This window comes from Enterobacter cloacae complex sp. ECL411 (assembly GCF_021869665.1).
Taxonomy (GTDB): Bacteria; Pseudomonadota; Gammaproteobacteria; order Enterobacterales; family Enterobacteriaceae; genus Enterobacter; species Enterobacter intestinihominis.
In genome coordinates, this window is the sequence record NZ_CP091486.1 from 3357254 (window position 1) to 3382093 (window position 24840).

At 56.4% G+C, this 24840-nt stretch carries 22 protein-coding genes; 10 read left to right on the forward strand and 12 right to left on the reverse strand.

Annotated features, from left to right (window positions below; genetic code table 11):
* Positions 1–61: 61 nt before the first annotated feature.
* From L3069_RS15940 to aegA, 3 genes are all read right to left on the reverse strand, one after another.
* Entirely contained in the window at positions 62–1105 is a 1044-nt protein-coding gene (locus L3069_RS15940; RefSeq protein WP_023300667.1) for a DUF1176 domain-containing protein, read from the reverse strand.
* Between the two features lie 109 nt (positions 1106–1214).
* Positions 1215–1805: a GDP-mannose pyrophosphatase NudK gene (nudK, locus tag L3069_RS15945; RefSeq protein ID WP_022648962.1), complete on the reverse strand. Its 591-nt coding sequence runs from the start codon at positions 1803–1805 to the stop codon at positions 1215–1217.
* A gap of 67 nt (positions 1806–1872) precedes the next feature.
* Complete coding sequence (gene aegA, locus L3069_RS15950) at positions 1873–3849, reverse strand: formate-dependent uric acid utilization protein AegA (protein WP_071881503.1); 1977 nt, start codon at positions 3847–3849, stop codon at positions 1873–1875.
* 152 nt (positions 3850–4001) lie between these two features.
* Between aegA and narQ the strand changes: the two genes are divergently transcribed.
* Entirely contained in the window at positions 4002–5696 is a 1695-nt protein-coding gene (narQ, locus tag L3069_RS15955; RefSeq protein WP_100167843.1) for a nitrate/nitrite two-component system sensor histidine kinase NarQ, read from the forward strand.
* Between the two features lie 141 nt (positions 5697–5837).
* Positions 5838–8951, forward strand: a complete 3114-nt coding sequence (gene acrD / locus L3069_RS15960) for a multidrug efflux RND transporter permease AcrD (protein WP_022648965.1) — start codon at positions 5838–5840, stop codon at positions 8949–8951.
* Positions 8952–9061: 110 nt separating this feature from the next.
* Here acrD and ypfM read toward each other — a convergent pair whose 3' ends face one another.
* Positions 9062–9121, reverse strand: coding sequence for a protein YpfM (gene ypfM / locus L3069_RS15965; RefSeq protein ID WP_100181659.1), 60 nt, complete (start codon positions 9119–9121; stop codon positions 9062–9064).
* A 387-nt stretch (positions 9122–9508) separates the two neighbouring features.
* Between ypfM and L3069_RS15970 the strand changes: the two genes are divergently transcribed.
* The 3 genes from L3069_RS15970 to L3069_RS15980 are packed head-to-tail and all read left to right on the forward strand — an operon-like array spanning position 9509 to position 11218.
* Positions 9509–9865 (forward strand): ArsC family reductase, encoded by a 357-nt coding sequence (locus tag L3069_RS15970; RefSeq protein ID WP_015572203.1) that lies wholly within the window; start codon positions 9509–9511, stop codon positions 9863–9865.
* 3 nt (positions 9866–9868) lie between these two features.
* Positions 9869–10996: a succinyl-diaminopimelate desuccinylase gene (dapE, locus tag L3069_RS15975; protein ID WP_038416484.1), complete on the forward strand. Its 1128-nt coding sequence runs from the start codon at positions 9869–9871 to the stop codon at positions 10994–10996.
* 24 nt (positions 10997–11020) lie between these two features.
* Positions 11021–11218 carry a YpfN family protein gene (locus L3069_RS15980; RefSeq protein WP_000383991.1) on the forward strand — a complete coding sequence of 66 codons (198 nt, stop codon included), beginning with the start codon at positions 11021–11023 and terminating at the stop codon, positions 11216–11218.
* Positions 11219–11256: 38 nt separating this feature from the next.
* On the opposite strand, the gene ypfH is transcribed toward L3069_RS15980, so the two are convergent.
* The 6 genes from ypfH to dapA all read right to left on the reverse strand — a co-directional run bounded on the left by ypfH (position 11257) and on the right by dapA (position 17714).
* Positions 11257–11952 (reverse strand): esterase, encoded by a 696-nt coding sequence (gene ypfH / locus L3069_RS15985; RefSeq protein ID WP_038416485.1) that lies wholly within the window; start codon positions 11950–11952, stop codon positions 11257–11259.
* 73 nt (positions 11953–12025) lie between these two features.
* Positions 12026–13972, reverse strand: a complete 1947-nt coding sequence (locus L3069_RS15990; protein WP_038416486.1) for a tRNA(Met) cytidine acetyltransferase TmcA — start codon at positions 13970–13972, stop codon at positions 12026–12028.
* The gene (locus L3069_RS15995; protein WP_022648970.1) at positions 13972–14841 is read right to left on the reverse strand and encodes a neutral zinc metallopeptidase; all 870 of its coding nucleotides are present in this window, start codon (positions 14839–14841) and stop codon (positions 13972–13974) included. Before L3069_RS15995 ends, L3069_RS15990 begins: the two co-directional genes overlap by 1 nt.
* 120 nt (positions 14842–14961) lie before the next feature.
* Positions 14962–15675 (reverse strand): phosphoribosylaminoimidazolesuccinocarboxamide synthase, encoded by a 714-nt coding sequence (purC, locus tag L3069_RS16000; protein WP_038416487.1) that lies wholly within the window; start codon positions 15673–15675, stop codon positions 14962–14964.
* 109 nt (positions 15676–15784) lie between these two features.
* Complete coding sequence (bamC, locus tag L3069_RS16005) at positions 15785–16819, reverse strand: outer membrane protein assembly factor BamC (protein ID WP_022648971.1); 1035 nt, start codon at positions 16817–16819, stop codon at positions 15785–15787.
* A 16-nt stretch (positions 16820–16835) separates the two neighbouring features.
* Positions 16836–17714, reverse strand: coding sequence for a 4-hydroxy-tetrahydrodipicolinate synthase (dapA, locus tag L3069_RS16010; protein WP_003860542.1), 879 nt, complete (start codon positions 17712–17714; stop codon positions 16836–16838).
* A gap of 145 nt (positions 17715–17859) precedes the next feature.
* On the opposite strand from dapA, the gene L3069_RS16015 reads away from it, so the two are divergent.
* Together L3069_RS16015 and bcp are read left to right on the forward strand one after the other, a co-directional pair.
* Positions 17860–18429 carry a glycine cleavage system transcriptional repressor gene (locus L3069_RS16015; RefSeq protein WP_000213743.1) on the forward strand — a complete coding sequence of 190 codons (570 nt, stop codon included), beginning with the start codon at positions 17860–17862 and terminating at the stop codon, positions 18427–18429.
* Positions 18429–18899 carry a thioredoxin-dependent thiol peroxidase gene (gene bcp / locus L3069_RS16020; RefSeq protein WP_022648972.1) on the forward strand — a complete coding sequence of 157 codons (471 nt, stop codon included), beginning with the start codon at positions 18429–18431 and terminating at the stop codon, positions 18897–18899. The genes L3069_RS16015 and bcp overlap by 1 nt, the downstream gene beginning before the upstream one ends.
* Positions 18900–19430: 531 nt before the next feature.
* On the opposite strand, the gene L3069_RS16025 is transcribed toward bcp, so the two are convergent.
* Positions 19431–20495, reverse strand: coding sequence for an AI-2E family transporter (locus tag L3069_RS16025; protein ID WP_003860546.1), 1065 nt, complete (start codon positions 20493–20495; stop codon positions 19431–19433).
* A 220-nt stretch (positions 20496–20715) separates the two neighbouring features.
* Between L3069_RS16025 and bepA the strand changes: the two genes are divergently transcribed.
* Entirely contained in the window at positions 20716–22179 is a 1464-nt protein-coding gene (gene bepA / locus L3069_RS16030; RefSeq protein WP_038416488.1) for a beta-barrel assembly-enhancing protease, read from the forward strand.
* 13 nt (positions 22180–22192) lie between these two features.
* Positions 22193–22549: an arsenate reductase (glutaredoxin) gene (arsC, locus tag L3069_RS16035; RefSeq protein ID WP_022648973.1), complete on the forward strand. Its 357-nt coding sequence runs from the start codon at positions 22193–22195 to the stop codon at positions 22547–22549.
* Here arsC and L3069_RS16040 read toward each other — a convergent pair.
* A complete protein-coding gene (locus tag L3069_RS16040; protein ID WP_038416489.1) occupies positions 22546–23370 on the reverse strand; it encodes a homeodomain-like domain protein in 825 nt (274 codons plus the stop codon). The two genes, arsC and L3069_RS16040, sit on opposite strands and share 4 nt — an antisense overlap.
* Positions 23371–23517: 147 nt before the next feature.
* Between L3069_RS16040 and celB the strand changes: the two genes are divergently transcribed.
* Positions 23518–24837, forward strand: coding sequence for a PTS cellobiose transporter subunit IIC (gene celB / locus L3069_RS16045; RefSeq protein ID WP_023306683.1), 1320 nt, complete (start codon positions 23518–23520; stop codon positions 24835–24837).
* Positions 24838–24840: the final 3 nt, after the last annotated feature.

Here is a 24840-nt window from a genome sequence, read left to right on the forward strand (position 1 = left end):
GCGGCTACGCCTTACCGGGCCTACAAATCGCTAAAACGTAGGCCCGGTAAGCGACAGCGCCCTACCTGGTGATCCACAGCGTGGGCCAGGCATCTGGCCCATTCCAGTTATCGCAGCTTGGCTCTTCCGCGTAGCGCACCAGGCGGAAGCGCTGGCCGTTAAAACGCCAGCGGGTCTGGATCCCACAGTCGCCAATCCCGCGTCCCAGTGCCAGCGTAGTCAGCTCGCGCGTCTTTTCATCAAAGCTGGCATTCATCAGCTCCATGTCGCTACTCTGGCTGGAAGGGGTAAACGGCAGGCGCAATCTCACGCTTCTGGCAGCAAACGGTTTTTTACGCGACACCAGCCACGCCAGATCGACGGTGTTGTACGCCCCCGCCTCACAGCTGATGATCATCAGCGCTTTGTCATCGGTCAACGCGGTCACGCGCACTTCACGCCGGTTCGGATCGAGGGAGCACTGGCTGTGGTTCATGCGCCAGGTACCGTAATCCAGCAGATCGTTAAGTTCGTTATGCGTCAGCGGCGTTGGCGTGGGGTTCACCACTGCCACCTTTTTTAATGCCGGCGCAGGCGGCACGCTCAGCGGTGGACTATCTCCTTTTTTAATCCATGCCGTTTCACTTCCGACGCGTTTTTGCTGGGCATCAATAAACAGCAGCGCCGCTTTCAGACCGGCCAGAGAGATTGTCTGCTTCCCCCCGCGCAGGGTCAGCGCCTGCCCCTCCTGAATGGTTTTCAGAAACGTGGTGATGGTGCCCGTATCGTCTGTTTTAAGATGCCAGGGGGTTAACTGCCAGTGTTGCGACGTGAGCTGAAGCGGCACATTATCGAGCAGCAGGCGCGGGGCAATGTCAGGCTCTTTCACCGGAGGCGTCGAAAGACCGCCGAGATCGATGCGCAGGCTGGCGTCTGTTTTTGCCCCCGCACTGCGGCTCAGCGTCATGACCAGACCGCGATGCTCGCCGGTGTTGCGCGCTACGCAGAAATTCTGGTTATTGCAGGTCACCTGCCAGTCTGAAAAAGACTGCTGCGCAGGCGCAGCCCACACCAAAGGTGCGGGAAGCACGCAAATGAAGAAGAGAAGAAAAACGCAGTAGCGCATGAACGGCACAGCCCCGGAAACGAATAGGTCAATCTGGGGCGTATCTTCGTGCCCTGGGCGGGCTGGCTCAATCGGATTTATCGGATAGATTTATCTGAAATACAACTTATCACGCTACCGACGCAGCATTCATCAAACCGCTGGTTTGCAGATACTGCAACAGGATCACCGCTTTACCGTCGCGGATCTCGCCGCTTTTCACCATGTCGACAGCCTGAGCGAAAGGCATTTCCAGCACTTCAATGTCTTCATCGTCCACGCCACCGCCCCGGTGCGTGCGCTGGGCATCGGTGTACTCCGCAATGAAGAAGTGAACCAGCTCGGTAACCCCGCCAGGGGACATAAACAGCTCAAAGACTTTCTGCACCGCCCCCACCTCAAAGCCCGTCTCTTCAATGGCTTCTTTGCGGATACACACTTCCGGCTCATCGTCGTCCAGCAGACCTGCACAGGTTTCAATCAGACGTCCGTCCGCGTTGCCATTGACCCATGTCGCGATGCGAAACTGGCGGATCAGCACCACGCTTTGCTTTTCACGGTTATACAGCAGAATGGTTGCACCATTGCCCCGGTCGTAGACTTCGCGTTTATGGCGAATGACGTCCCCGCTCTTACGGGTGAGATCGTAAGTGATGTTACGCAGGACAAAGTAATTTTCAGAAAGGATTTTGTCTTTAATAACGGTAATGTTCAGGGACATACGGGCTCCACGGCAAAATGAGTCTGTTTATACTACGCCGTGATGCCCGCTTTGTCGCCCGTCTGCGTTAATGCATGTTGCGCGGCGGCACGCCAAGCCAGTCCATGATCCCCTGCGCGGCATGGCGCCCTTCCGCCATCGCGGTGACCACCAGATCCGCACCACGTACCGCATCACCGCCAGCAAAAATCTGCGGATTCGAGGTCTGGTAACGATAACGGCTCTCCACGGAGGCACTGATGCGCCCCCAGTCGTCGGTTTCAACGCCCTGCGCCTGAAGCCACGGCATGGCGTGCGGATTAAACCCAAACGCCATGATCACCACATCCGTTGGCATGACAAACTCACTGCCCGCCACCGGGACAGGACGACGCCGCCCCTGCGCATCCGGCTCGCCCAGACGGGTGCGCAGCATCCGGATACCCTTGACCTTCCCGTCGGTATCCAGCGTGAGCTCAACCGGCTGGACATTAAATTCAAACGCCGCGCCCTCTTCTTTCGCGTTTTTAACCTCTTTCTTTGAGCCCGGCATGTTGGCCTCGTCCCGCCGATAGGCGCAGGTTACTTTCGCCGCGCCATGTCGCAGCGCGGTGCGCACGCAGTCCATCGCCGTATCGCCCCCGCCCAGCACCACCACGTTTAACCCCTGCGTGTCGATAAACGGCTCGTCTGCGGCAGGATCAAGGCCCATCACGTTCCGCGTGTTCGCCACTAAAAACGGCAGCGCGTCGTACACGCCCGGCGCGTCTTCATGAGGGATACCTGCTTTCATGTAACGATAGGTCCCTACGCCGATGAAAAGGGCATCGTAGTCGTTTTGCAGTTGGGCCATCGACACGTCTTTTCCCACCTCGCAGTTCAGCTCGAAGCGGATACCCATCGCGCTGAATATCTCTCTGCGCCGCGCTAACAGGGATTTATCCAGCTTGAAGGCCGGAATACCAAAGGTCAGCAATCCGCCGATTTCCGGATGGCGATCGTAGACCGTCACACCGATGCCGCTGCGCACCAGTACGTCGGCACAGGCCAGCCCTGCCGGACCGGCACCAATGATGGCGACGCGCTTACCGACCGGTGTAACGTGGCTGACGTCCGGCGTCCAGCCCATCGCCAGCGCCCGATCCGAGATATATCGTTCGATATTACCGATGGTTACCGCCCCTGACGCATCCCGCAGGGTGCAGGCGCCTTCACATAATCGATCCTGTGGACAGACGCGGCCGGTAATTTCCGGTAAACAGTTAGTCTGGTGAGAAAGCTCAGCCGCACCGATGATATCCCCCGCCCTGATCCGCTCAATCCACTGCGGAATATGGTTATGCAGCGGGCAGGTCCACTCGCAAATGCTGTGGTCGCCACATTTCAGGCACCGGGATGCTTCGCGCTGCGCCTGTTCCGGGCGAAACGGCAAGTAGATCTCGTTAAAATGGCCGGCGCGCGCGTCGGGGCTGAGCTTATCCGGCTCACCGCACGCCGGGGTGTTTTGCATCTGTTGCCGTTTGGTTTGCGGAGGGACTGACTGAACCGCCTCGCTGTGCCACGGCAGCGCGTCCAGCCTTGCGCTGCGCTGTCGGCGCTGTTTAACCAGCTTATCCAGCACGGCTGGGGTGGCGAGCGTAAGCACCTCTGCCGGGCAGTTTTCAACGCAGGCCGGGCCTTGCGGCCTTTCCAGGCAGAGGTCGCATTTGTGCGCCGAGGCCTTTACGCTGTCGTTTTCAAGCGGGGTGATCAGCATGTCCATCGTGCCAAACGGGCAGGCCACCACGCAGGCTTTACAGCCAATGCATTTTTGTTGATTGACCTGTACGCTGTCGCTGTGTTGCGTGATGGCTCCGTTCGGGCAGCTTTGCGCGCAGGGCGCATTTTCACAGTGGTGGCAGGTCACTGGGCTTTTTCGCAAGCCAGAGGTAAGGACCGTAATGCGGGGATGAAAATGGCGCTCGCTCAGCGCGTGCTGCTCCCCGTTGTGCGCCATCACACAGGCAACTTCGCAGGCGCGACAACCGATACACTGTTGAGCGTTGGCCATAATAAAACGATTCATAACAACACCTGTTTTTGGTTCAATAACCTTATTCTTTATATTGTTATCGTATTTACCCACAGTGGCATGGCGACGCAATGTTCAAATGCCCAGGAAGGCGAACTATTTCCAGTGAACCTGTGGCAGATCAATTTAATTCAGGAAGCTGATGAGTGACCGTTAAACGCCCCGTATCGGGAAGCCTGGCTCGGGCTTTCTTTTCGATGATTGTCTTGTCCGTTCTGATCAGCGCCATTGCGCTGGTTACACTCGCCAGCAGCCAGCGCGACGCCGAGGCGATTAACATCGCCGGATCGCTGCGCATGCAGAGCTACCGCCTGGGCTACGAAATGCAGCGCGCCAGCCCGTCACTGGCAGAGCACCGCGCGGTCTGGCAGAAAACGCTGAGCGCGCCTGCGTTGCAGAAGCTAAACCGCTGGTATGTGCCAGAGGACGTCAAACAGCGTTACCAGCAGTTGCAGCTTGGCTGGCAGGAGATGGACACGCGTATCGCCAGCGGCGATACCGGGTGGTATCAGAGCCACATAGAGGATTTCGTGGGCCGGATAGATGCCTTTGTGCTGGCGCTACAGCACTACACCGAACATAAGATACAGCTGGTGATTTTCATGTCGCTGACGGGCGGCCTGGGCATCCTGCTGCTGGCGGTGATGACCCTGCGGCGCATCCGCCGTCAGGTTGTGCTGCCGCTGAATAATCTGGTGGCAGCGAGCGAGCGTATCGAACAGGGGCAGTTCGATACCCCCGCGCCGGATATTATGCTTCCCAACGAGCTGGGCCAGCTTTCCCGCGCCTTCAACCATATGTCGGCGGAATTACACACCCTGTACAGTTCCCTGGAGCACTCCGTTGCCGAAAAAACCCGCCACCTGAATGAAGCGCATCAGCAGCTTGAAATGCTGTTCAAATGCTCACAGGCGTTGAATACCGGGCAGATAGACAGCCACTGCTTCCGGCATATTTTGCAAATTGTGCATGACTATACGCAGATGAATTACCTGCAATTGCGCACCAGTGACGACTGGCAGCTTTACGAAGGACAGGAGTCCCCGGGCGAGAAAATGCACAATTTACCGGTATTAATGCAGGACACCCTGTACGGCGAACTGCGCTGGCAAAGCGCGACCGGGGATGTTCCGCTGCCGCTCATGGAAAGCGTGGCGACGATGCTGGGCCGGGGACTCTATTTCAATCAGGCGCAGAAACATTATCAGCAGTTGCTGCTGATGGAAGAGCGCGCCACCATCGCGCGTGAGCTACATGATTCTTTGGCGCAGGTGCTCTCCTATTTGCGTATTCAGCTTACGCTGCTGAAGCATGCCGTGCCGGGCGACAATGCCCCGGCGCAGACCATCATTACGGACTTCTCCCGCGAGCTGAATAACGCCTGGCATCAGCTACGCGAGCTGCTCACCACCTTCCGCCTGACGCTCAACCACGCCAATCTTCCTGCCGCGCTACAGGAGTCTCTCGACGGTTTGCAAAGCCAGACCAGCGCGAAGCTGGTGCTTGACTGCCGTCTCTCATCGCTTGCGCTGGACGCGCAAAAACAGGTGCACCTCTTACAAATTGTGCGTGAGGCAGTGCTGAATGCGATTAAACATGCCGACGCCAGCGAGATTGTGGTCAGCTGCGTCACCACCGAGGACGGTACTCACACGGTCACGATCCGCGACAACGGTATTGGTATCGGCGACGCCAGTGAACCGCCGGGGCATTACGGGCTGAATATCATGCGCGAACGCGCGGGACGGCTCGGCGGAACATTACACTTTTCTCAGCCGCCACAGGGCGGTACACAGGTCAGCGTGACGTTCCGGACACCTGCGGCGCAGGCTGAAAAATAGCGGGAAAGAAGGCGCGCTGAAAAAAGCGCATGATAATTTACATTATCTCCTTTATTTCTCCACGTTTGACCTGGGCCTTACCGCTAAAGTTAGGCGGGCAATAAACAATAATGACGTGCAGCAAAACGAGGTCACATTTTAATGGCGAATTTTTTCATCGATCGCCCCATTTTTGCCTGGGTGCTAGCAATCCTGTTGTGTCTGACGGGTGTCCTGGCGATTACTTCCCTTCCTGTTGAGCAATACCCCGACCTCGCCCCCCCTAACGTGCGTATCACGGCGAACTACCCTGGCGCCTCGGCACAGACGCTGGAAAATACCGTCACGCAGGTTATCGAGCAGAACATGACGGGTCTTGATAACCTGATGTACATGTCCTCGCAGAGCAGCGCCACGGGCCAGGCGACGGTAACCCTGAGCTTTACGGCGGGCACGGATCCGGACGAAGCGGTGCAGCAGGTGCAAAACCAGCTGCAATCGGCCCTGCGTAAACTGCCTCAGGCGGTGCAGAACCAGGGGGTGACCGTGCGTAAGACCGGTGACACCAATATTTTGACCATCGCGTTTGTTTCAACCGATGGCTCGATGGATAAGCAGGACATCGCGGACTACGTCGCCAGTAATATTCAGGACCCGCTCAGCCGTATCAACGGCGTGGGTGATATCGACGCCTACGGCTCGCAGTATTCCATGCGTATCTGGCTGGATCCCAACAAGCTGAACAGCGTGCAGATGACCGCCAAAGATGTCACCGACGCCATCGAATCGCAGAACGCTCAGATTGCCGTGGGGCAGCTCGGTGGTACGCCGTCCGTGGATAACCAGGCGCTTAACGCCACCATCAACTCCCAGTCGCTGCTCCAGACGCCTGAACAGTTCCGCAATATCACTCTGCGCGTGAATCAGGACGGTTCGGAAGTGCGTCTGGGGGATGTCGCCACCGTGGAAATGGGGGCGGAAAAATATGACTACCTGAGCCGCTTTAACGGCAATGCTGCGTCCGGCCTGGGGGTGAAACTGGCCTCCGGCGCTAACGAAATGGCGACCGCGCAGCGGGTGTTAGAGCGTCTGGATGAGCTGTCGCATTACTTCCCGCACGGACTGGAGTACAAAGTCGCCTACGAAACCACCTCATTCGTAAAAGCCTCCATCGAAGATGTGGTGAAAACCCTGCTCGAAGCTATCGCGCTGGTGTTCCTCGTGATGTACCTGTTCCTGCAAAACTTCCGCGCCACGCTGATCCCCACCATTGCGGTGCCGGTGGTGTTGCTGGGAACCTTTGCGGTGCTGTATGCCTTCGGTTACAGCATCAACACCCTGACCATGTTTGCCATGGTGCTGGCCATCGGCCTGCTGGTGGATGATGCCATCGTGGTGGTGGAAAACGTCGAGCGCATCATGAGCGAGGAAGGGCTTTCGCCCCGCGAGGCCACGCGCAAATCGATGGGACAAATTCAGGGTGCGCTGGTCGGTATCGCCATGGTGCTGTCGGCGGTATTTATCCCGATGGCGTTTTTTGGCGGCACTACGGGCGCGATTTATCGCCAGTTCTCGATCACCATCGTCTCTGCGATGGTGCTCTCCGTACTGGTGGCGATGATCCTTACCCCTGCTCTGTGCTCGACGCTGCTCAAACCGCTGCATAAGGGCGAACACCACGGTCAAAAAGGCTTCTTCGGCTGGTTTAACCGCATGTTTAACCGAAATGCGGCGCGCTATGAAGCGGGCGTGGGTAAAGTACTGCACCGCAGCGTGCGCTGGATGGTGGTCTATGTCCTGCTGCTCGGCGGCATGGTCTTCTTATTCCTGCGGCTGCCAACCTCGTTCCTGCCGCTGGAAGATCGCGGCATGTTTATCACCTCCGTACAGTTACCGAGCGGCTCGACCCAGCAGCAGACCCTGAAAGTGGTGCAGAAGGTTGAGAACTACTTCCATACTCAGGAGAAGGATAACGTGGTCTCCGTCTTCTCCACCGTCGGCTCTGGCCCTGGCGGTAACGGGCAGAACGTGGCGCGTATGTTTGTGCGCCTGAAAGACTGGGACCAGCGCGACAGCGATAGCGGCTCCTCCTTTGCCATCATTGAACGTGCAACTAAAGCGTTCAACAAAATCAAGGAAGCGCGCGTTTTCGCCAGCAGCCCGCCCGCTATCAGTGGCCTGGGCAGCTCAGCCGGATTTGATATGGAGCTTCAGGATCACGCGGGTGCCGGGCATGACGCGTTGATGGCAGCTCGCGATAAACTGCTCGAGCTGGCCGGGAAAGATCCGCAGCTTACCCGCGTTCGTCATAACGGTCTGGATGACAGCCCTCAGCTACAGGTGGATATCGACCAGCGTAAAGCGCAGGCGCTGGGCGTCTCCATCGACGACATTAACGACACCCTGCAAACGGCATGGGGCTCAAGCTACGTGAATGACTTTATGGATCGCGGTCGCGTGAAAAAGGTCTACGTTCAGTCTGCTGCCAAATACCGCATGCTGCCGGACGATATCAACCGCTGGTATGTGCGCAATAACACCGGCGGCATGGTGCCGTTCTCGGCGTTTGCGACGTCACGCTGGGAGACCGGTTCGCCGCGTCTGGAGCGTTACAACGGCTATTCGGCGCTGGAGATTGTCGGTGAAGCCGCGCCTGGCGTCAGTACCGGTACCGCAATGGACATTATGGAAAAACTGGTTCAGCAGTTACCGACCGGCTTTGGCCTGGAGTGGACGGCGATGTCCTACCAGGAACGGCTTTCCGGCGCGCAGGCGCCTGCCCTGTATGCCCTTTCGCTGCTGGTGGTGTTCCTCTGCCTGGCGGCGCTGTATGAAAGCTGGTCAGTGCCGTTCTCGGTAATGCTGGTGGTACCTCTCGGGGTCATCGGCGCGCTGCTGGCAACCTGGATGCGTGGCCTGGAAAACGATGTCTATTTCCAGGTCGGACTCCTCACCGTAATCGGATTGTCGGCGAAAAACGCCATTCTGATCGTCGAATTTGCCAATGAGATGAATGCCAAAGGTCACGAACTGATGGCCGCCACGCTGCACGCCTGTCGTCAGCGCCTGCGCCCGATCCTGATGACTTCTCTGGCGTTTGTATTTGGCGTCCTGCCGATGGCCACCAGCTCCGGCGCAGGCTCCAGCAGCCAGCACGCGGTGGGAACGGGCGTTATGGGGGGAATGATTTCCGCGACGATTCTGGCTATCTATTTCGTACCGCTGTTCTTTGTGCTGATACGCCGTCGTTTCCCGCTGAAGGATAAGCCGGAATAACCCGTTGAAATAAAAAAAGGCGGCTTTACAGGCCGCCTTTTTATTGTGTGATTCTTTCACACTATGGTTATTTTAGTTAATTAAGTGCTCTTGCATTTCTTACCGGAAATTCATTTACGAAGCATGCCTTCGATAAAATCTTTCCAGTTCCCCAGTTCATGTTCAATCATAACAACCTCTCTTATTATTATGTGCATTCTACGAAAACGTATCATCATTGTGAAGTCACTTTAACCGATTGCTTTGATTGAGCCTCGCTGTGTAGGTAGGTTTAGGATCACTATGAGCGTTGCCGGGTAAATTTTATGTGACCTACAGCAATATTTTGAAATAGTCAGAAAAATGACAGCATTTTTAATTTCCCCCTGAGTTTATTGGCAATTTATACAGAGTGGACAACTATGCTTAAAAGATGGAACACTATTCAGCGTACAGCTGTTCGTTGAATTATGGAGAATTGTAAATCACGAAAAATTCCGAATATGTTATATTCCACTTAAGGATATATCTTCGAAAATATTGAACATTTAACCCACACAAGAACAAAAGGATTCACTATGGTTGTGATGTACGGCATTAAGAATTGCGATACGATTAAAAAAGCCCGCCGCTGGCTGGAAGCACACAACATCGACTATCGCTTCCATGATTACCGTGCCGACGGGCTTGACCCCGCGTTTCTCCATTCCGCCATCAACGAACTGGGCTGGGAAGCGCTGCTGAACACCCGCGGGACCACCTGGCGAAAACTGGATGAATCTCTCCGGGCCACGATCAACGACGCCGACAGCGCAGCCAAACTGATGCTTGAAATGCCGGCAATCATCAAACGCCCATTGCTCTGCAAGCCAGGTCAGCCTATGCTGCTGGGTTTCAGTGAAACCCTTTATTCAGATTTATTCGTTGAGGTGTAGTCTATGTCATGCCCGGTCATTGAGCTGACTCAGCAGCTTATTCGCCGTCCTTCCCTTAGCCCGGACGACGCAGGTTGTCAGGCATTAATGATTGAGCGCCTGCGTGCCATCGGTTTTACCGTCGAGCACATGGATTTTGGCGATACGCAGAACTTCTGGGCATGGCGCGGTCAGGGGGAGACGCTGGCGTTTGCCGGACATACCGACGTAGTTCCCGCAGGCGACGCAGACCGCTGGATCAACCCGCCTTTTGAGCCAACCATCCGCGACGGCATGCTTTTCGGACGCGGCGCTGCGGATATGAAAGGTTCCCTGGCTGCGATGGTCGTGGCGGCAGAGCGTTTCGTCGCCCAGCATCCGAACCATAAAAACCGTCTTGCGTTTTTGATTACCTCCGATGAAGAAGCCAGCGCCCACAACGGCACCGTGAAGGTCGTTGAGGCGCTGATGACGCGCAATGAACGTCTGGACTACTGTCTGGTGGGCGAACCGTCCAGTACCGAAGTGGTGGGCGATGTGGTGAAAAATGGCCGCCGTGGATCCCTGACCTGCAATTTGACCATTCATGGCGTGCAGGGCCACGTTGCCTATCCGCACCTGGCGGATAACCCGGTACACCGCGCCGCGCCGATGCTGAACGAACTGGTGGGCATTGAATGGGATAAAGGCAACGAATTTTTCCCGCCAACCAGCATGCAGATAGCCAACATCAAGGCCGGCACTGGCAGCAACAACGTCATTCCCGGCGATCTCTTCGTCCAGTTTAACTTCCGCTTCAGCACCGAACTGACCGACGAGATGATAAAAGCGCGCGTGATTGCGCTGCTAGAGAAATACCAGCTGCGCTATACCCTCGACTGGTGGCTGTCTGGACAGCCGTTCCTGACGCAGCGCGGTAAACTGGTGGATGCGGTAGTGAACGCCATCGCGCACTATAATGAGATTAAGCCACAGCTGCTGACAACGGGCGGCACGTCTGACGGACGCTTTATCGCCCGCATGGGCGCACAGGTTGTCGAACTGGGTCCGGTTAACGCGACGATTCACAAAATCAATGAATGCGTGAACGCTGCCGATTTACAACTGCTGGCCCGCATGTATCAACGTATTATGGAGCAGCTCGTCGCCTGACGGGTGCTTAAAGAGGATTAGCGAATGGACTGGCTTTCAAAGTACTGGTGGATTCTGGTGTTGGTATTTCTGGTAGGCGTGCTGCTTAACGTGATTAAAGATCTCAAGCGCGTTGACCACAAAAAGTTCCTTGCCAACAAACCGGATCTTCCGCCGCACCGTGATTTTAACGACAAGTGGGACGATGAAGACGACTGGCCGAAGAAGGACCAGAAGAAGTAATCGCTCTGTTTCCCCTCTCCCTAAGGAGAGGGGAAACCTCACATAAACTCGACGATATCATCGTCATTCGGCTTACCGCCGCTGAGCGCTTCATCAAAGTAGTGCTTCGGTACGGTATAACGCAGATGATCGAGCGCGAACTGCATGCTGCGATCGTCAATGGCATGCCCCAGATCGTCCACGATATCCAGCGTCACATCCCCGCCTTCACGCATCAGCGCGTCCTGGGCCGCAACCGCATGCGAAAGCTCAATTACCCGGTCTTCACCCCCATGAATGAGATGGATCGTGGTCTGCGTGGTCGCGCTTTGCGGTAACGTCGCAAAACGCCCATTGAAGGCAATCACGCGGGACACCAGTCCGGGCTGCGCTTTTACGCTTTCCAGCGACATGATTGAGCCCTGAGAGAAGCCAATCAGCGCTGTTGCATTGGCACCTACGCCGCTCTGCTGCTGCCAGTAACGCACGGTATTGATAAAGGCTGGCATAACGGCATCAATACGTGCCTGACGATTTTCCTCCGTCACGCCCTCGACGGAAAACCACTGCCGCCCGTCCGGACCGCAGGGCTCCACGCCGCCGATACTGACGATCAGCGCGTGTGGGAAAACGGGTGCAAACCAGCTGCCAATCTGTCCCATATTGACGGCATTGTCGCCCACGCCATGAAACAGAAGCAGTAGCTGTTTAGCAGGTGTATCCGGGCTTTGCACAACAAAATGGTCATGTTTCATGGCGATCTCCTTAATTGTTAAGCAGGATTTTACGCCTCTGCGGGGTAATGACCATGCCACTTTACTGAAGAAGTCATTGAAAAAATTGCCATTGCAAAATGTCGGCTTTCAGCCGCTGGCTACGAGAGTAATCAAGCCTTTCAAGCGCGTGAGCGGTTTCCTCGCGTAGCTTCGCCAGCAACGCTTTGCGCCCGAAATCGTGCGTATTCCCTTCCATTTTCCCACGCAGCGCCGGGAGCGGCATATCCACGGCTAACAACAATCGCGTTAGCGCCGCAACCGAGGTTGAAAACGCCCGGTGCGCAAAGGCAAACCCCGCCAGCTCCAGCCAGTCGTCACTATTAAGGGTAGCTTCCCATGCATCCATCACCGGGATCTTTTCGCCATTCCAGGCCGACAGGACCCGCATATCACGACATAAACGCTGATGCGCCTCTTCGCAGAGCTGATGCCCCGCCTCGCTCAGCGGCAGCAACGCCATCGCCGTATAGCACCCGCTGCTGGCCTCCCGGTGGCTGCCCATTCGCACCAGCACAAACCCGCACTGCCGCCAGAAACGCCACAGCTCGTCGGTATAGCCAAAGCTGACCGAGAGATAATCTTCTCCGCTGGCACTGCGGATCAGCCCCTGGCCGATGCCTTCCCGCTGGCGATGAGGATGAACCGCAATACGGCTGACGCGTCGGCCTTTCAGCGTCGCCGCGAGAGGCGATCCGCCGTGCGCCGCCAGCGACTGTGCCACCAGATTTCCACGCGGCCGACGAAACCCCGCCCATACTGCGCGGCTAAGCTCTGGGGATAAGCCGCCCTCCTCCACCAGCCAGAGCGCGCCAGCGATCTCCGCGCCCGCCTGAGCAACAGCAAAGTGCTGGCCGGGGGCGTCCATCATCCGGCGTAAATCGAGGGGGGACGTCCGGTAGTGCGCGGCACACAGCAGTTCATACACGCCTGCCCCGCGCGCCGGATCGCTCTCCCACACCCCGGGCGCCAGCGACGTTAAACTTACCTCCCCTGCCGGTTTGCGATCGATAAGCGCATCGTCGAACAGCAGCGCGTTCGCCACGATTCGCTCAAGAGGACATCCGGCAGCCCAGCGAACTGGCGTGGATAAGGTATAACGCCGCAGACCGCTGAACCGGGCGCAGAACTTCAGCAGGAATCCCCTGCCCGTGCCTTCATAACCCTGCACCGTAGTGGTCAACAACACGCGGGGAAAGCGCATCGTCAGTTTCTCGAGCAGCGGGCCGGGGATGGCGGCCGCCTCATCGACAATCAGCCAGTCAGCTTCTGTTGTGGAGGCCAGCAGCGCATCCGGGGCCATAAAGTGAAAATGTTCCCCGGCGAAACGCGCGATGACATCCGTCGCCCCTTTTGCCGGTGCGGTCACTACAGCACTATCCTGAATGCCGTTGAGCAACATGCCCGCCAGGGCGGACTTTCCTCGTCCGCGCGGGGCCGTCACGGCAGCCACGCCAGCAGGCATGGTCAGAAGCGCGTCGAGGATCGCAGCCTGCTCGCGCTGCGGTTCACCGCTGGCGGGCTGCCAGGCGGGTAAATCTGGCGCAACGGGAAGGCACAGAGGACGATGTTGATGCCAGACGATAGCATCTGAATCGGCGGCCAGCGTCCGGCAAAAATGGTAAACAAAGTGCGGGGTGGCGATCGGCTCGGCGCTGTCGCTCCAGCGTAGAGAATCCGCGTCGGGCCTGTTAGCCCAGACGGAGAACGGCGGCACCAGCAGCACCAGAAGGCTTCCGGCGCGCAGGGTCCCGCTGAGGGCGGCGAAGGCCGAGACGTCAAACCCGCGACGCGCGTCAAAAACGGCGTGCAGATATTCACGTCCCAGCAGGCCGCTGATGGCCTTAGAGGGGTTTTCCTCCAGCCACAGCCAGTCTCCTGGTAACGTATCGCGCAGGATGGTCGCCTGGCTCAACGTCCACGCTTCATCGCCGCTAAGCACCACCAGCCGGCGGTGCCCGGTACGCTGAAGCTGGTTAACCAGCTGTTCAACCCCCAACATCACATAGCTTTGCCGAAGGTATTACACTGCGACGGGTTGCCGCTGTCAAAGCCACGCTTAAACCAGCTGTAGCGCTGCTCTGAGGTGCCATGGGTAAAGCTGTCCGGCACAACGCGCCCCTGGCTTTGCTGCTGCAAGCGATCGTCACCAATCGCCTGTGCGGCATTCAGGGCCTCTTCCAGATCGCCTGTTTCCAGCACGCCCTGCTGCTGCATGCTGTGTCCCCAGACGCCAGCGAAGCAGTCGGCCTGAAGCTCCATGCGTACGGAGAGATGATTCACCTCCGCCTGAGACGCATTCTGCTGCATCTGACGCACTTTAGGTTCAATGCCGAGGAGCTTCTGCACATGGTGGCCGACTTCATGCGCGATCACGTAGCCCTGGGCAAAATCGCCGTCGGCGCCCAGCTTGCTTTTCATGTCGTCATAGAAGGAGAGATCGATATAGACGGTGCTGTCCGCCGGGCAGTAGAACGGCCCCATAACGGACTGCCCGGTGCCGCAGCCGGTGCGGGTTGCGCCCCGGTACATCACCAGTTTTGGCGGCTGATAAGTCCGCCCCATTTTCTCGAACTGCTGACCCCAGGTATCTTCGGTCGTCGCGAGAATAACGGAAGTAAATTTCGCCGCTTCATCTTCATTCGGGCTGATGGAGCGCTGAGAATACTGCTGCTGTTGCCCGGTTTCACCGGTCATCAAACCGGTCAGGTCGACACCGTAGTAGCCCGCTACCAGCACGACGACCAGCAGAATAATACCGCCCTTGCCGCTGGGTAACCGGAAACCTGGCCCGCCCATAGACGGACCACCGCCACCACTGCTGCGTCTGTCTTCTACGTTGTCACTTTCACGACGCCCTTGCCAGCGCATAAACACCTCGAACTATTCCATTTATAATAGCTATGATCGTAGGCGGTTAATGAAAGGATTACCATAGTAAACAAGGATAAGACGCCAAAGGATGCCAACATCCTTTGGCAAATGCGCAGTTTAGTCGAGCTTAACGCCTAAACGGTGAGCAACCGCTTCGTACGCTTCGACCACGCCACCCAGACTCTGGCGGAAACGGTCTTTGTCCATTTTATCCAGCGTCTCTCTGTCCCACAGGCGGCTGCCGTCAGGAGAGAACTCGTCGCCCAGCACCACTTCGCCTTTGTACAGACCGAACTCCAGCTTGAAGTCGACCAGGATCAGGCCCGCGTCATCAAACAGCTTTTTCAGCACGTCGTTGGCTTTGTAGGTCAGTTCCTGCATGCGCGCCAGGTTCTCTTTGCTGACCCAGCCGAAGGTTTCGCAGTAGGATTCGTTGACCATCGGGTCATGCATGGCGTCGTTTTTCAGGAACAGATCGAACAGCGGTGGATTCAGTTCGATACCCTCTTCAATGCCCAGACGCTTCACCAGGGAGCCTGCGGCACGGTTACGGATCACGCACTCAACCGGCACCATATCCAGTTTTTTTACCAGACATTCCGTATCGGACAACAACGCTTCCATCTGAGTCGGGATACCGGCTTCGGCCAGTTTGGTCATAATGAAGTGGTTGAACTTGTTGTTCACCATGCCCTTACGATCGAACTGCTCAATGCGTGCGCCGTCTCCTGCTGACGTATCATTGCGGAATTCGAGCACCAACAGATCCGGGTTTTCCGTGCTGTATACGGTTTTCGCTTTGCCACGATACAACTCAGCTTGCTTCTGCATCTTCATTACTCCTGGTGTGATGATTTGTATTCAAAACTGGCTATATTATGCCACGCACACGTTTGCGTGGCACGAAAATAAAAAGGGCTGGATTAACCAGCCCTCACTATTATTTGCTGAATGCGGCCTGGAAGGCAGCGACCAGCGCATCGTTCTGCGCCTGGGTCAGCGTGTGTCCTTTCGGATCGATAAACTGCAGGCTGCTGCGGTTATCGAGGTCGCCGACCTGGATTTTGTAGTCACCGGAAGGCAGCTGTGGATCGCTTGCCCCCAGCTCCTGCCAAGCACTTTCAGACAGCGGCTTATAGGTCGCTGTGATGCTGCCCGTTGAACGGGTGCTGTCGGTCACCTTCATGCCCACTTTTTCCAGCGTGGCTGGCAGACGCTGCCAGGTCTGGTTAAACGGCGCACGCACCACCAGCATTGGCAGGCCGGTATCGTCTGCACCGCTCTGCACGTCAAACGTTGAGCCGTTACGGTTCTGCGCGGCGTTTGCGGCATCAGCAGCGTTCTTATCCAGACCCGCTGCAATCACGTTCAGCATTTCGGTACTGTAGCGCTGCATGGCGGACGGATCGGCAACCGGTTTACCTGCCTGCTCAAGATTCAACAGCTTAACGGTAACCGCCTGCTGATAACCCTGCGGCTTAACGGAGACTTGATAACGACCACGATACTGCTGGTCTTCATCGAGACGGTTCCACTCAATCCAGTCGGTGGTTAAGGTCTGGCTGGCGTCGTCGCGTTTATCAATCGTATAGTTTTTCGACTGAATGACGCTCACAACCTGCGGCCACAGCGTGGTACCGCGTGCGCTTTCCACCAGCAGAGAAGCTGTATCACCGGTGAACTGCGTGCGCGCGCCACTCACCAGCGCCAGAGGCTGAGCTGGCGGACGAATATCGAGCGCTTTACCCACCAGGCCGCTGCCGTTGGTAACCGGAATATTATAATCACCGTTCTGGATCGGCAGGATCATGCCGGCAGGCGCGTGAAGTTCAGCAAGCGGCGGCGCATCCAGATAGGATTCATCACCGCTCACCTGGCGCTTGTAGCGCGAGTCTGAACTACAGGCAGCGAGGAGCATAACAAGCGAAACACCCGCAACCTTGGCCAGGCGCGACTTCTGTACTGAATAAGCCATCAAATCTCCCTAAACTTTACAGCAAACCGGCATGCTTCAGCGCGCCAGCGACAATTTCACGACCATGGTCGGTAATCGGTGTCATTGGCAGACGCAGCGTGTCGGTTGCTACAAGCCCCAACTCCTTACATGCCCATTTCACTGGGATCGGATTGGGTTCGACAAATAATTTATTATGCAACGGCATCAGACGCTGATTAATCACGCGAGCTTCATCAAAGTGACCGGCTGCGGCCAGTTTGCACATGTCAGCCATATCACGCGCCGCCACGTTCGCCGTCACGGAAATAACGCCGTTACCACCGAGCTGCATAAAGTCCAGTGCGGTCGCATCATCACCGCTCAACAGGATAAAGTCGTCTGAAACCAGCTCTTTGATCTGATGAACGCGGCTTAAGTTCCCTGTCGCCTCTTTAATCCCGATAATATTTTTTACTTTCGAGAGACGGCCAACGGTTTCCGGCAGCATATCGCAACCGGTACGGGACGGCACATTATACAGAATTTGTGGCAAGTCAGTATGTTCAGCGATGGCTTTGAAATGCTGGAACAAACCTTCCTGAGTTGGGCGGTTGTAGTAAGGGGTCACCGTCAGACAGCCAACAATGCCGCTGTCGTTAAAACGCTGAGTCAGGCTAATGGCCTCTGCCGTTGCGTTTGCGCCCGTACCCGCGATGACCGGAATACGCCCGTCCGCCAGTTCCAGGGTCAGCATCACAACGTCGCCGTGCTCTTCGTGGCTCAGCGTAGCGGATTCACCGGTAGTCCCTACCGAAACGATCGCCGAGGTTCCATTGGCGACATGGTAATCAATGAGCTTCTTCATGCTTGACCGGCAGACATTACCTTTTTCATCCATCGGTGTAACAAGCGCGACAATACTTCCCGTGAACATGAGCCATCCTCTGTGCGAACAAGAGCCTCAATGTTACGTTTGGAACTGTAATAAAAGCAAGCGACCTGAGGCTCTCAGGCGGTTGTATGCATGTTTTTTTTATGCTTTCCTTAGGAAGACTTAACCACGCAAAGGAAGAACAGGTTTGACAACCTCATCACAACATTACCTGGTTATCACTGCGCTGGGTGCTGACAGGCCGGGTATCGTGAATACCATCACTCGCCACGTGAGCAGCTGCGGCTGCAATATCGAAGACAGCCGGCTGGCTATGCTTGGCGAAGAGTTCACGTTCATCATGCTGCTTTCCGGAACATGGAATGCCATTACCCTCATCGAATCTACCCTGCCGCTGAAAGGCGCAGAGCTGGATTTACTGATTGTGATGAAGCGCACCACCGCGCGCCCGCGTCCGGCTCTGCCTGCCACAGTCTGGGTACAGGTTGAAGTGCCTGATTCACCTCATCTGATTGAACGTTTTACGGCGCTGTTTGACAGCCATCAGATGAACATTGCCGAACTGGTTTCCCGCACGCAGCCTGGCGATGAAAACGCCATCCCGACGCTGTTTATTCAAATTACCGCCCACAGCCCTGCCTCGCAGGATGCGTCAAATATCGAGCAAGCGTTCAAAGCCCTCTGTACAGAATTACACGCGCAAGGCAGTATAAGCGTCGTCGATTATTCGCAGCACGAACAGGATGGAGTTGAGTAATGAACCCACTGAAAGCCGGTGATATCGCACCGAAATTTAGCTTACCGGATCAAGACGGCGAGCAAGTAAATTTGACCGACTTCCAGGGACAGCGTGTTCTGGTCTATTTCTACCCGAAAGCCATGACCCCGGGCTGTACCGTACAGGCCTGCGGTTTACGCGACAACATGGATGAGTTGAAAAAGGTCGGTGTGGAAGTGCTGGGCATCAGCACCGATAAACCAGAGAAGCTGTCACGTTTTGCGGAAAAAGAGCTGCTGAACTTCACGCTGCTTTCCGATGAAGACCACCAGGTTTGCGAGCAGTTTGGCGTCTGGGGTGAGAAGTCCTTTATGGGCAAAACGTACGACGGTATTCACCGCATCAGCTTCCTGATTGACGCTGACGGTAAAGTTGAGCACGTGTTTGATGATTTCAAAACCAGCAACCACCACGACGTGGTGTTGAACTGGCTGAAACAAAGCGCCTGATAACAGCAAAACGGCAACCCAGGTTGCCGTTTTTGGTGTTTGCCCCCTCTCCCCGTGGACTGAGGGTTCCCCACAAATTAATGCGAGCACTGAGCAATCCCCTCGCCCCTCCGGGGAGAGGGTTAGGGTGAGGGGAACATACGGCGGTGGTGGTCATTCCGTTCACTTTATGTTCCTTGCTACTCTGTAACGACATGACCGGTGAACGTGCCAGGGTGGCTCAGTCGCCACCACCCTGGCGACCCGGGCTCCCGGCGGTAAATCGCCGCTTCGCGGTGCCCTCGGCTTATTCCTTCCGGCTTATCGGGTACGGGCGGAGGCAACGTCCCTGTAAAGCCGCCCTCTCGGCGCATCCCTGCGCCTCGCCCCGGCCTGCAGGAAACGCCTCAGCGATTTACAGCCGGACCAGGGCATCGCTGACAGCCCTCAGTCATTTAGAAAGCAACTTTATTGCTTCTGCATAAAAAAATTACTGGGGATCCCTCAGCCCCGTGGGAGAAGGTTGGGTGAGGGCATCAGCCCGCACTAAATCTACTTCTCTTCCACCGCCGGCACATCCGGCCACGCGTGGACCACGGCTTTAATCAGCGTCGCCAGCGGAATGGCGAAGAACACGCCCCAGAATCCCCACAGCCCGCCGAAAATCACCACTGACAGGATAATCACCAACGGATGCAGGTTAACTGCTTCTGAGAACAGCACCGGTACCAGCAGGTTCCCGTCCAGTCCCTGAATAATCAGGTATACGGCGAAACAGCTCCAGAACTCCGTACCCAGACCAAACTGGAACAGCGCCACACCGACTACCGGAATGGTCACCACAAACGCGCCGATATACGGGATCAGAACCGAGAATCCGACCAGCACCGCCAGCAGCAGCGAGTAGTTCAGCCCAAAAATCACGAAGCCAATCCAGGTCGCCACGCCCACCACAATCATCTCAAGCACTTTGCCGCGAATGTAGTTGGTGATCTGCTGGTTCATCTCCTGCCAGACCTGACCGGCGAGACCGCGATTGCGCGGCAGCACGCGGCGCACCGCATTCAGCATCTGCTCTTTATCTTTGACCAGGAAAAACACCATTAACGGCACGAGAACAAGGTAAACCGCCAGCGTCAGCAACCCCACCAGCGAGGCCAGAGAGTATTTCACCACCGAGTCACCCATGGTCATGATGCGGGCGCGCATGTTTTCGGCCATCGCATCGATGATCCCGGCGTCCATCAGCGCAGGATAGCGGCGCGGCAGCGTGGCGGCAAAATCAGACAGTTTATTCAGCATGCCGGGCATGTCGCGGATCAGGTAGATCCCCTGTTGCCAGGCGATGGGCATCACCACGAAGGACATCAGCAGCAGAATGCCGACAAACAGCACCAGGACAATGCTGGTCGCCCAGCGTCGGGAACAGCCGATATGTTCCAGACGCGCGGTGGGCCACTCCAGCAGATACGCCAGCACAATTGCCACCAGAAGCGGTGCCAACAGGCCACTAAAGAAGAACAGGATACCGAATCCGGCAACCAGAATGACCAGCAAAGCAATGGCTTCCGGATCGCTAAACCGACGCCGATACCACTGCATTAACATTTCGAGCATACAACCCTTCCCTGAATCGAATGGCGGGAGTGAGACGGTGAATTGTATCTAACTGTCACAAAAAAGACTTTCCTTTTTGTTTCACTGTCAGGTTTCGCAAAACCCTGATGAATGGGATTTTCTTCATCTCTTAACACGGCTACACTCGCAGAGCAGCGGAGATGAACGTTATGCGGGTTCATCGGTCAAATTAGCACATCCAACATACAGGACAGTGGTTATGTTCAGGCAGTTGAGAAAAACACTGGTTGCGACACTGATTGCCACCGTGACGGTGGGTCAGGTGTTGCCCGCTTTCGCTGACTCGTCCGATTCATTGCCGGACATGGGCACCACGGCAGGAAGCACGCTCTCCATCGGGCAGGAGATGCAGATGGGTGATTATTACGTACGCCAGCTGCGCGGCAGTGCTCCGCTGATTAACGACCCTTTGCTGGTGCAGTACATCAACGGTCTGGGGATGCGACTGGTGGCGCACGCAGACTCGGTAAAAACGCCCTTCCACTTCTATTTAATCAATAACGACGAAATCAACGCCTTCGCCTTCTTTGGCGGGAACGTGGTGCTGCATTCGGCGTTGTTCCGTTATTCCGATAACGAAAGCCAGCTGGCGTCCGTCATGGCGCACGAAATTTCGCACGTCACCCAGCGCCATCTGGCGCGTGCGATGGAAGATCAGAAGCGTAACGCCCCCCTGACCTGGGTGGGCGCGCTGGGCTCTATTCTGCTGGCGATGGCCAGCCCGCAGGCCGGGATGGCGGCGCTTACCGGGACGCTGGCGGGGACGCGTCAGGGGATGATCAGCTTTACCCAGCAGAACGAGCAGGAAGCAGACCGCATCGGCATTCAGGTTTTACAGCGTTCCGGCTTTGACCCGCAGGCCATGCCGAGCTTCCTGGAAAAACTGCTCGACCAGGCACGCTACTCGTCGCGCCCGCCTGAAATTCTATTGACCCACCCGTTGCCGGAAAGCCGTCTCTCGGATGCGCGTAACCGTGCTAACCAGATGCGTCCGGTCGTCGTGCAGTCCTCGCAGGATTTCTACATGGCCAAAGTGAGAACGCTTGGCATGTACAACTCCGGACGTAATCAGCTCACCAGCGATCTGCTGGACGCGCTGGCGAAAGGCAACGTGCGCGAGAAGAACGCCGCGCAGTATGGTCAGGCACTCCAGGCGATGGAAGCAAGCAAGTACGATGAAGCGCGTAAAGCGCTACAGCCGCTGCTGGCGTCGGCGCCTGACAATCCGTGGTATCTCGACCTCGCAACCGATATCGATTTAGGACAGAAAAAGGCGACCGATGCGATCAACCGTCTGAAAGGGGCGAAAGACATTCGCAACAATCCGGTATTGCAGCTAAACCTGGCGAACGCCTACTTACAGGGCGGCCAGCCCGGCGAGGCGGTGACCATTCTGAACCGCTATACCTTTAACAATAAAGATGACCAGAACGGCTGGGAGCTGCTCGCCCAGGCCCAGGGGCAACTGGGTAATCGCGATCAGGAGCTGGCCGCGCGTGCGGAAGGTCTGGCGCTGGCGGGGCGCCTCGATCAGGCCATTTCCCTGCTAAGCAGCGCCAGCTCACAGGTGAAGCTCGGCAGCCTGCAACAGGCCCGCTACGATGCGCGAATCGACCAGCTGCGTGGCCTGCAACAACGTTTTAAGCCGTACGAGAAGATGTAATAAAGGAGAAGTCATGACAGACGCGGTAAAAATTTACCATAACCCTCGCTGCTCCAAGAGCCGCGAGACTCTGAATCTGCTGAAGTCTAACGACATCGATCCGGAAGTGGTGTTGTATCTGGAGACGCCCCCGGACGCGCAGACGATCCGCCAGTTGCTGAAGATGCTGAACATGGGCAGCGCACGCGAGCTGATGCGTCAGAAAGAAGATCTGTATAAATCTCTCAATCTGAATGATACCAGTCTCACTGAAGATCGGCTGATTCAGGCGATGGTCGACAATCCTAAGCTGATTGAGCGCCCGATTGTCGTGGCGAACGGCAAGGCGCGTATCGGCCGTCCGCCGGAAGACGTACTCGGGATCGTCTAATCGTTACGCCGCAGCGCTTCCAGAAACGCCTGCGGCGTACTCTCCCCCAGCTTTTTCTGCGCTTTTCCCCGGTTGAAAAATTCACACAGCTGGATCAACAGTTCTCCCGCCGGTTCACTATTCACGCGCGGAATGATCTCACGTAACGGCACGGCGACCTGAAGGGCAAGATAATACTGTGAATGCGCTTTTACGATGACGTTATGCTCCGGCAAGTTCACTTCTAGCCCAAAAGTCTCAATAGATTGAATATCAGCCGGACATGCAGCCAGCACCTCGTTCGTCCAGCGGGTCAGCAACTGCGGCGAGACACCGGCATAAAGCCGGGCGTAGCACCAGCCGCTGACGGGTTCACGCGCCCAGAGCAGGTGTTGCTCCCCACCGTCGTCCATATGCAGCGATAGCGGCTGATGATGCAGAAGTAGCTTCTGCGGCATGATACCGGCCTTCAGTGCCTTTTTGCCCTGCAACGACGCCCCCTTTTGTCTTACCGAAGCCGGTTTGAGATAGCGGTTCAGGGTCGCGCGGGAAACGGCGATCCCGAGTCCGTCATTCACCAGCAGCAGCAGTTCATCCAGCGGTGCCCCAGTGATATCCCGCAGGGCATTTATCAGTGCCGCCTGCTCTTGTCTCAATGCTTTGTGTATCACTTTTGGCGTTGTGTGGTTATCCGAAACCTGGTCGCGGTTGCGCCAGCGCCTGACGGTGGTGACCGAGATCCCCAGTTCAACAGCTAGCTCTCTGTCGCTTTTATCTGACTGCTGAAGATAGCGACGGATACGCGGTGTGGTGGTGGCGTTAGCATGCAGTTTGATTTCCATCGCGTCTCTCTCCAAAACTAATCTTATGAGATTTATAGTAGAGCAGCGAATGCTTTGTGACCGATTTCACCTTTCGCTCGCCGCGCTTCACTGATAATCCACAGACATAACATAAACAACACCTCTCAATCTTGTACGGAGTTCACAATGAACAATGTTCTGGGATTTCTTGAAGCAAAACTGATGCCGCTGGCGGCGAAAACGGCCCAGCAGCGTCATCTTGGGGCCATTCGTGGGGCCTACGTTTCATTCATGCCGTTTATCATCGTCGGCTCCATCCTGCTGGTGATCTCCTCCTTCCCGAATCAGGCCTATCAGCAGTTTATGTCTCAGGCCTTTGGTGAGAGCTGGAGTGCGATTATAGAGATTCCATTCAACGCGGTATTCTCAACCATGTCGCTGTTTATCAGCTTCCTGGTGGCCTACCGCCTGGCTGAGCACTATGGCGAGGACCGCATCTCCTGCGGCATCCTGGCGCTGGTCGCCTTCCTGATCCTGACGCCCTTTATCAAAGTGGCGGAAAACGGCGGCATTACCGTGATGCCGGTGGAGTGGATTGGCAGCAAAGGGTTGTTTGTGGCGATGATCGGTTCCCTGCTGTGGACGGAACTGTTCTGCTGGCTGAAGCGCAAAAAGCTGGTCATCAAAATGCCGGACGGCGTACCACCGGCGGTACAGGAGTCGTTCGCGGCGCTGATCCCGGCCCTGCTGGTGATGATTCTGGTGCTTATTATCCGCATCATATTTGAAAACACCCACTACCACACCATCCACCAGTTTATTTATGAAGTGGTTGCCACCCCGGTGCGCCACTACGGCACCTCTTATTTCGGTGCGCTGATGACCGTATTCAGTATCACCATTCTGTGGTCAGTGGGCATTAACTCCGGTTCGATGATCAACGGCATTATTCGCCCGCTGTGGATGGAAAACCAGACCGACAACATCGCCGCGATCCAGGCGGGAACGACGCCGCCGCACATCATCACCGAACAGTTTTTTGACATGATCTGGATGGGCGGCGCGGGCGCCACGCTGTCGCTGGTGATAGCGATGCTGATTTTCGCCCGCAGCAAAAACATGCGAGAGGTGGCGCGCCTCGGTGCGGGTGCCTCGGTGTTTAACATCAACGAACCGATCCTGTTTGGCCTGCCGGTGATCATGAACCCGATCATGCTCATCCCGTTTAATCTGGTGCCGCTGGTGCTGGTCACCGTGCAGTATGCGGCGATGAAAATTGGCGCGGTCGCCGTCACCACCGGGGTGTTTATTCCCTGGACGCTGCCGCCGGTTATCAGCGGCTTTATCGTCACCGGGCACCTGAGCGGCAGCGTGATGCAGCTGATCAACCTGCTGATTGGCGCCATGCTGTACCTGCCTTTCATGCGTATCGTGGATAAACAGTACCGCGCCGCGGAGCTGACTACCGCTACGCAACCCGACACCACCCTTGCAAAACAGGAGTAAAGC

Coding starts and splice junctions, on each gene's coding strand:
- L3069_RS15940 (WP_023300667.1), bottom strand. CDS start 1,105: ATGCGCTACTGCGTTTTTCTTCTCTTCTTCATTTGCGTGCTTCCCGCA.
- nudK (WP_022648962.1), bottom strand. CDS start 1,805: ATGTCCCTGAACATTACCGTTATTAAAGACAAAATCCTTTCTGAAAAT.
- aegA (WP_071881503.1), bottom strand. CDS start 3,849: ATGAATCGTTTTATTATGGCCAACGCTCAACAGTGTATCGGTTGTCGC.
- acrD (WP_022648965.1), top strand. CDS start 5,838: ATGGCGAATTTTTTCATCGATCGCCCCATTTTTGCCTGGGTGCTAGCA.
- L3069_RS15970 (WP_015572203.1), top strand. CDS start 9,509: ATGGTTGTGATGTACGGCATTAAGAATTGCGATACGATTAAAAAAGCC.
- dapE (WP_038416484.1), top strand. CDS start 9,869: ATGTCATGCCCGGTCATTGAGCTGACTCAGCAGCTTATTCGCCGTCCT.
- L3069_RS15980 (WP_000383991.1), top strand. CDS start 11,021: ATGGACTGGCTTTCAAAGTACTGGTGGATTCTGGTGTTGGTATTTCTG.
- ypfH (WP_038416485.1), bottom strand. CDS start 11,952: ATGAAACATGACCATTTTGTTGTGCAAAGCCCGGATACACCTGCTAAA.
- L3069_RS15990 (WP_038416486.1), bottom strand. CDS start 13,972: ATGTTGGGGGTTGAACAGCTGGTTAACCAGCTTCAGCGTACCGGGCAC.
- L3069_RS15995 (WP_022648970.1), bottom strand. CDS start 14,841: ATGCGCTGGCAAGGGCGTCGTGAAAGTGACAACGTAGAAGACAGACGC.
- purC (WP_038416487.1), bottom strand. CDS start 15,675: ATGCAGAAGCAAGCTGAGTTGTATCGTGGCAAAGCGAAAACCGTATAC.
- bamC (WP_022648971.1), bottom strand. CDS start 16,819: ATGGCTTATTCAGTACAGAAGTCGCGCCTGGCCAAGGTTGCGGGTGTT.
- dapA (WP_003860542.1), bottom strand. CDS start 17,714: ATGTTCACGGGAAGTATTGTCGCGCTTGTTACACCGATGGATGAAAAA.
- bcp (WP_022648972.1), top strand. CDS start 18,429: ATGAACCCACTGAAAGCCGGTGATATCGCACCGAAATTTAGCTTACCG.
- L3069_RS16025 (WP_003860546.1), bottom strand. CDS start 20,495: ATGCTCGAAATGTTAATGCAGTGGTATCGGCGTCGGTTTAGCGATCCG.
- bepA (WP_038416488.1), top strand. CDS start 20,716: ATGTTCAGGCAGTTGAGAAAAACACTGGTTGCGACACTGATTGCCACC.
- arsC (WP_022648973.1), top strand. CDS start 22,193: ATGACAGACGCGGTAAAAATTTACCATAACCCTCGCTGCTCCAAGAGC.
- L3069_RS16040 (WP_038416489.1), bottom strand. CDS start 23,370: ATGGAAATCAAACTGCATGCTAACGCCACCACCACACCGCGTATCCGT.
- celB (WP_023306683.1), top strand. CDS start 23,518: ATGAACAATGTTCTGGGATTTCTTGAAGCAAAACTGATGCCGCTGGCG.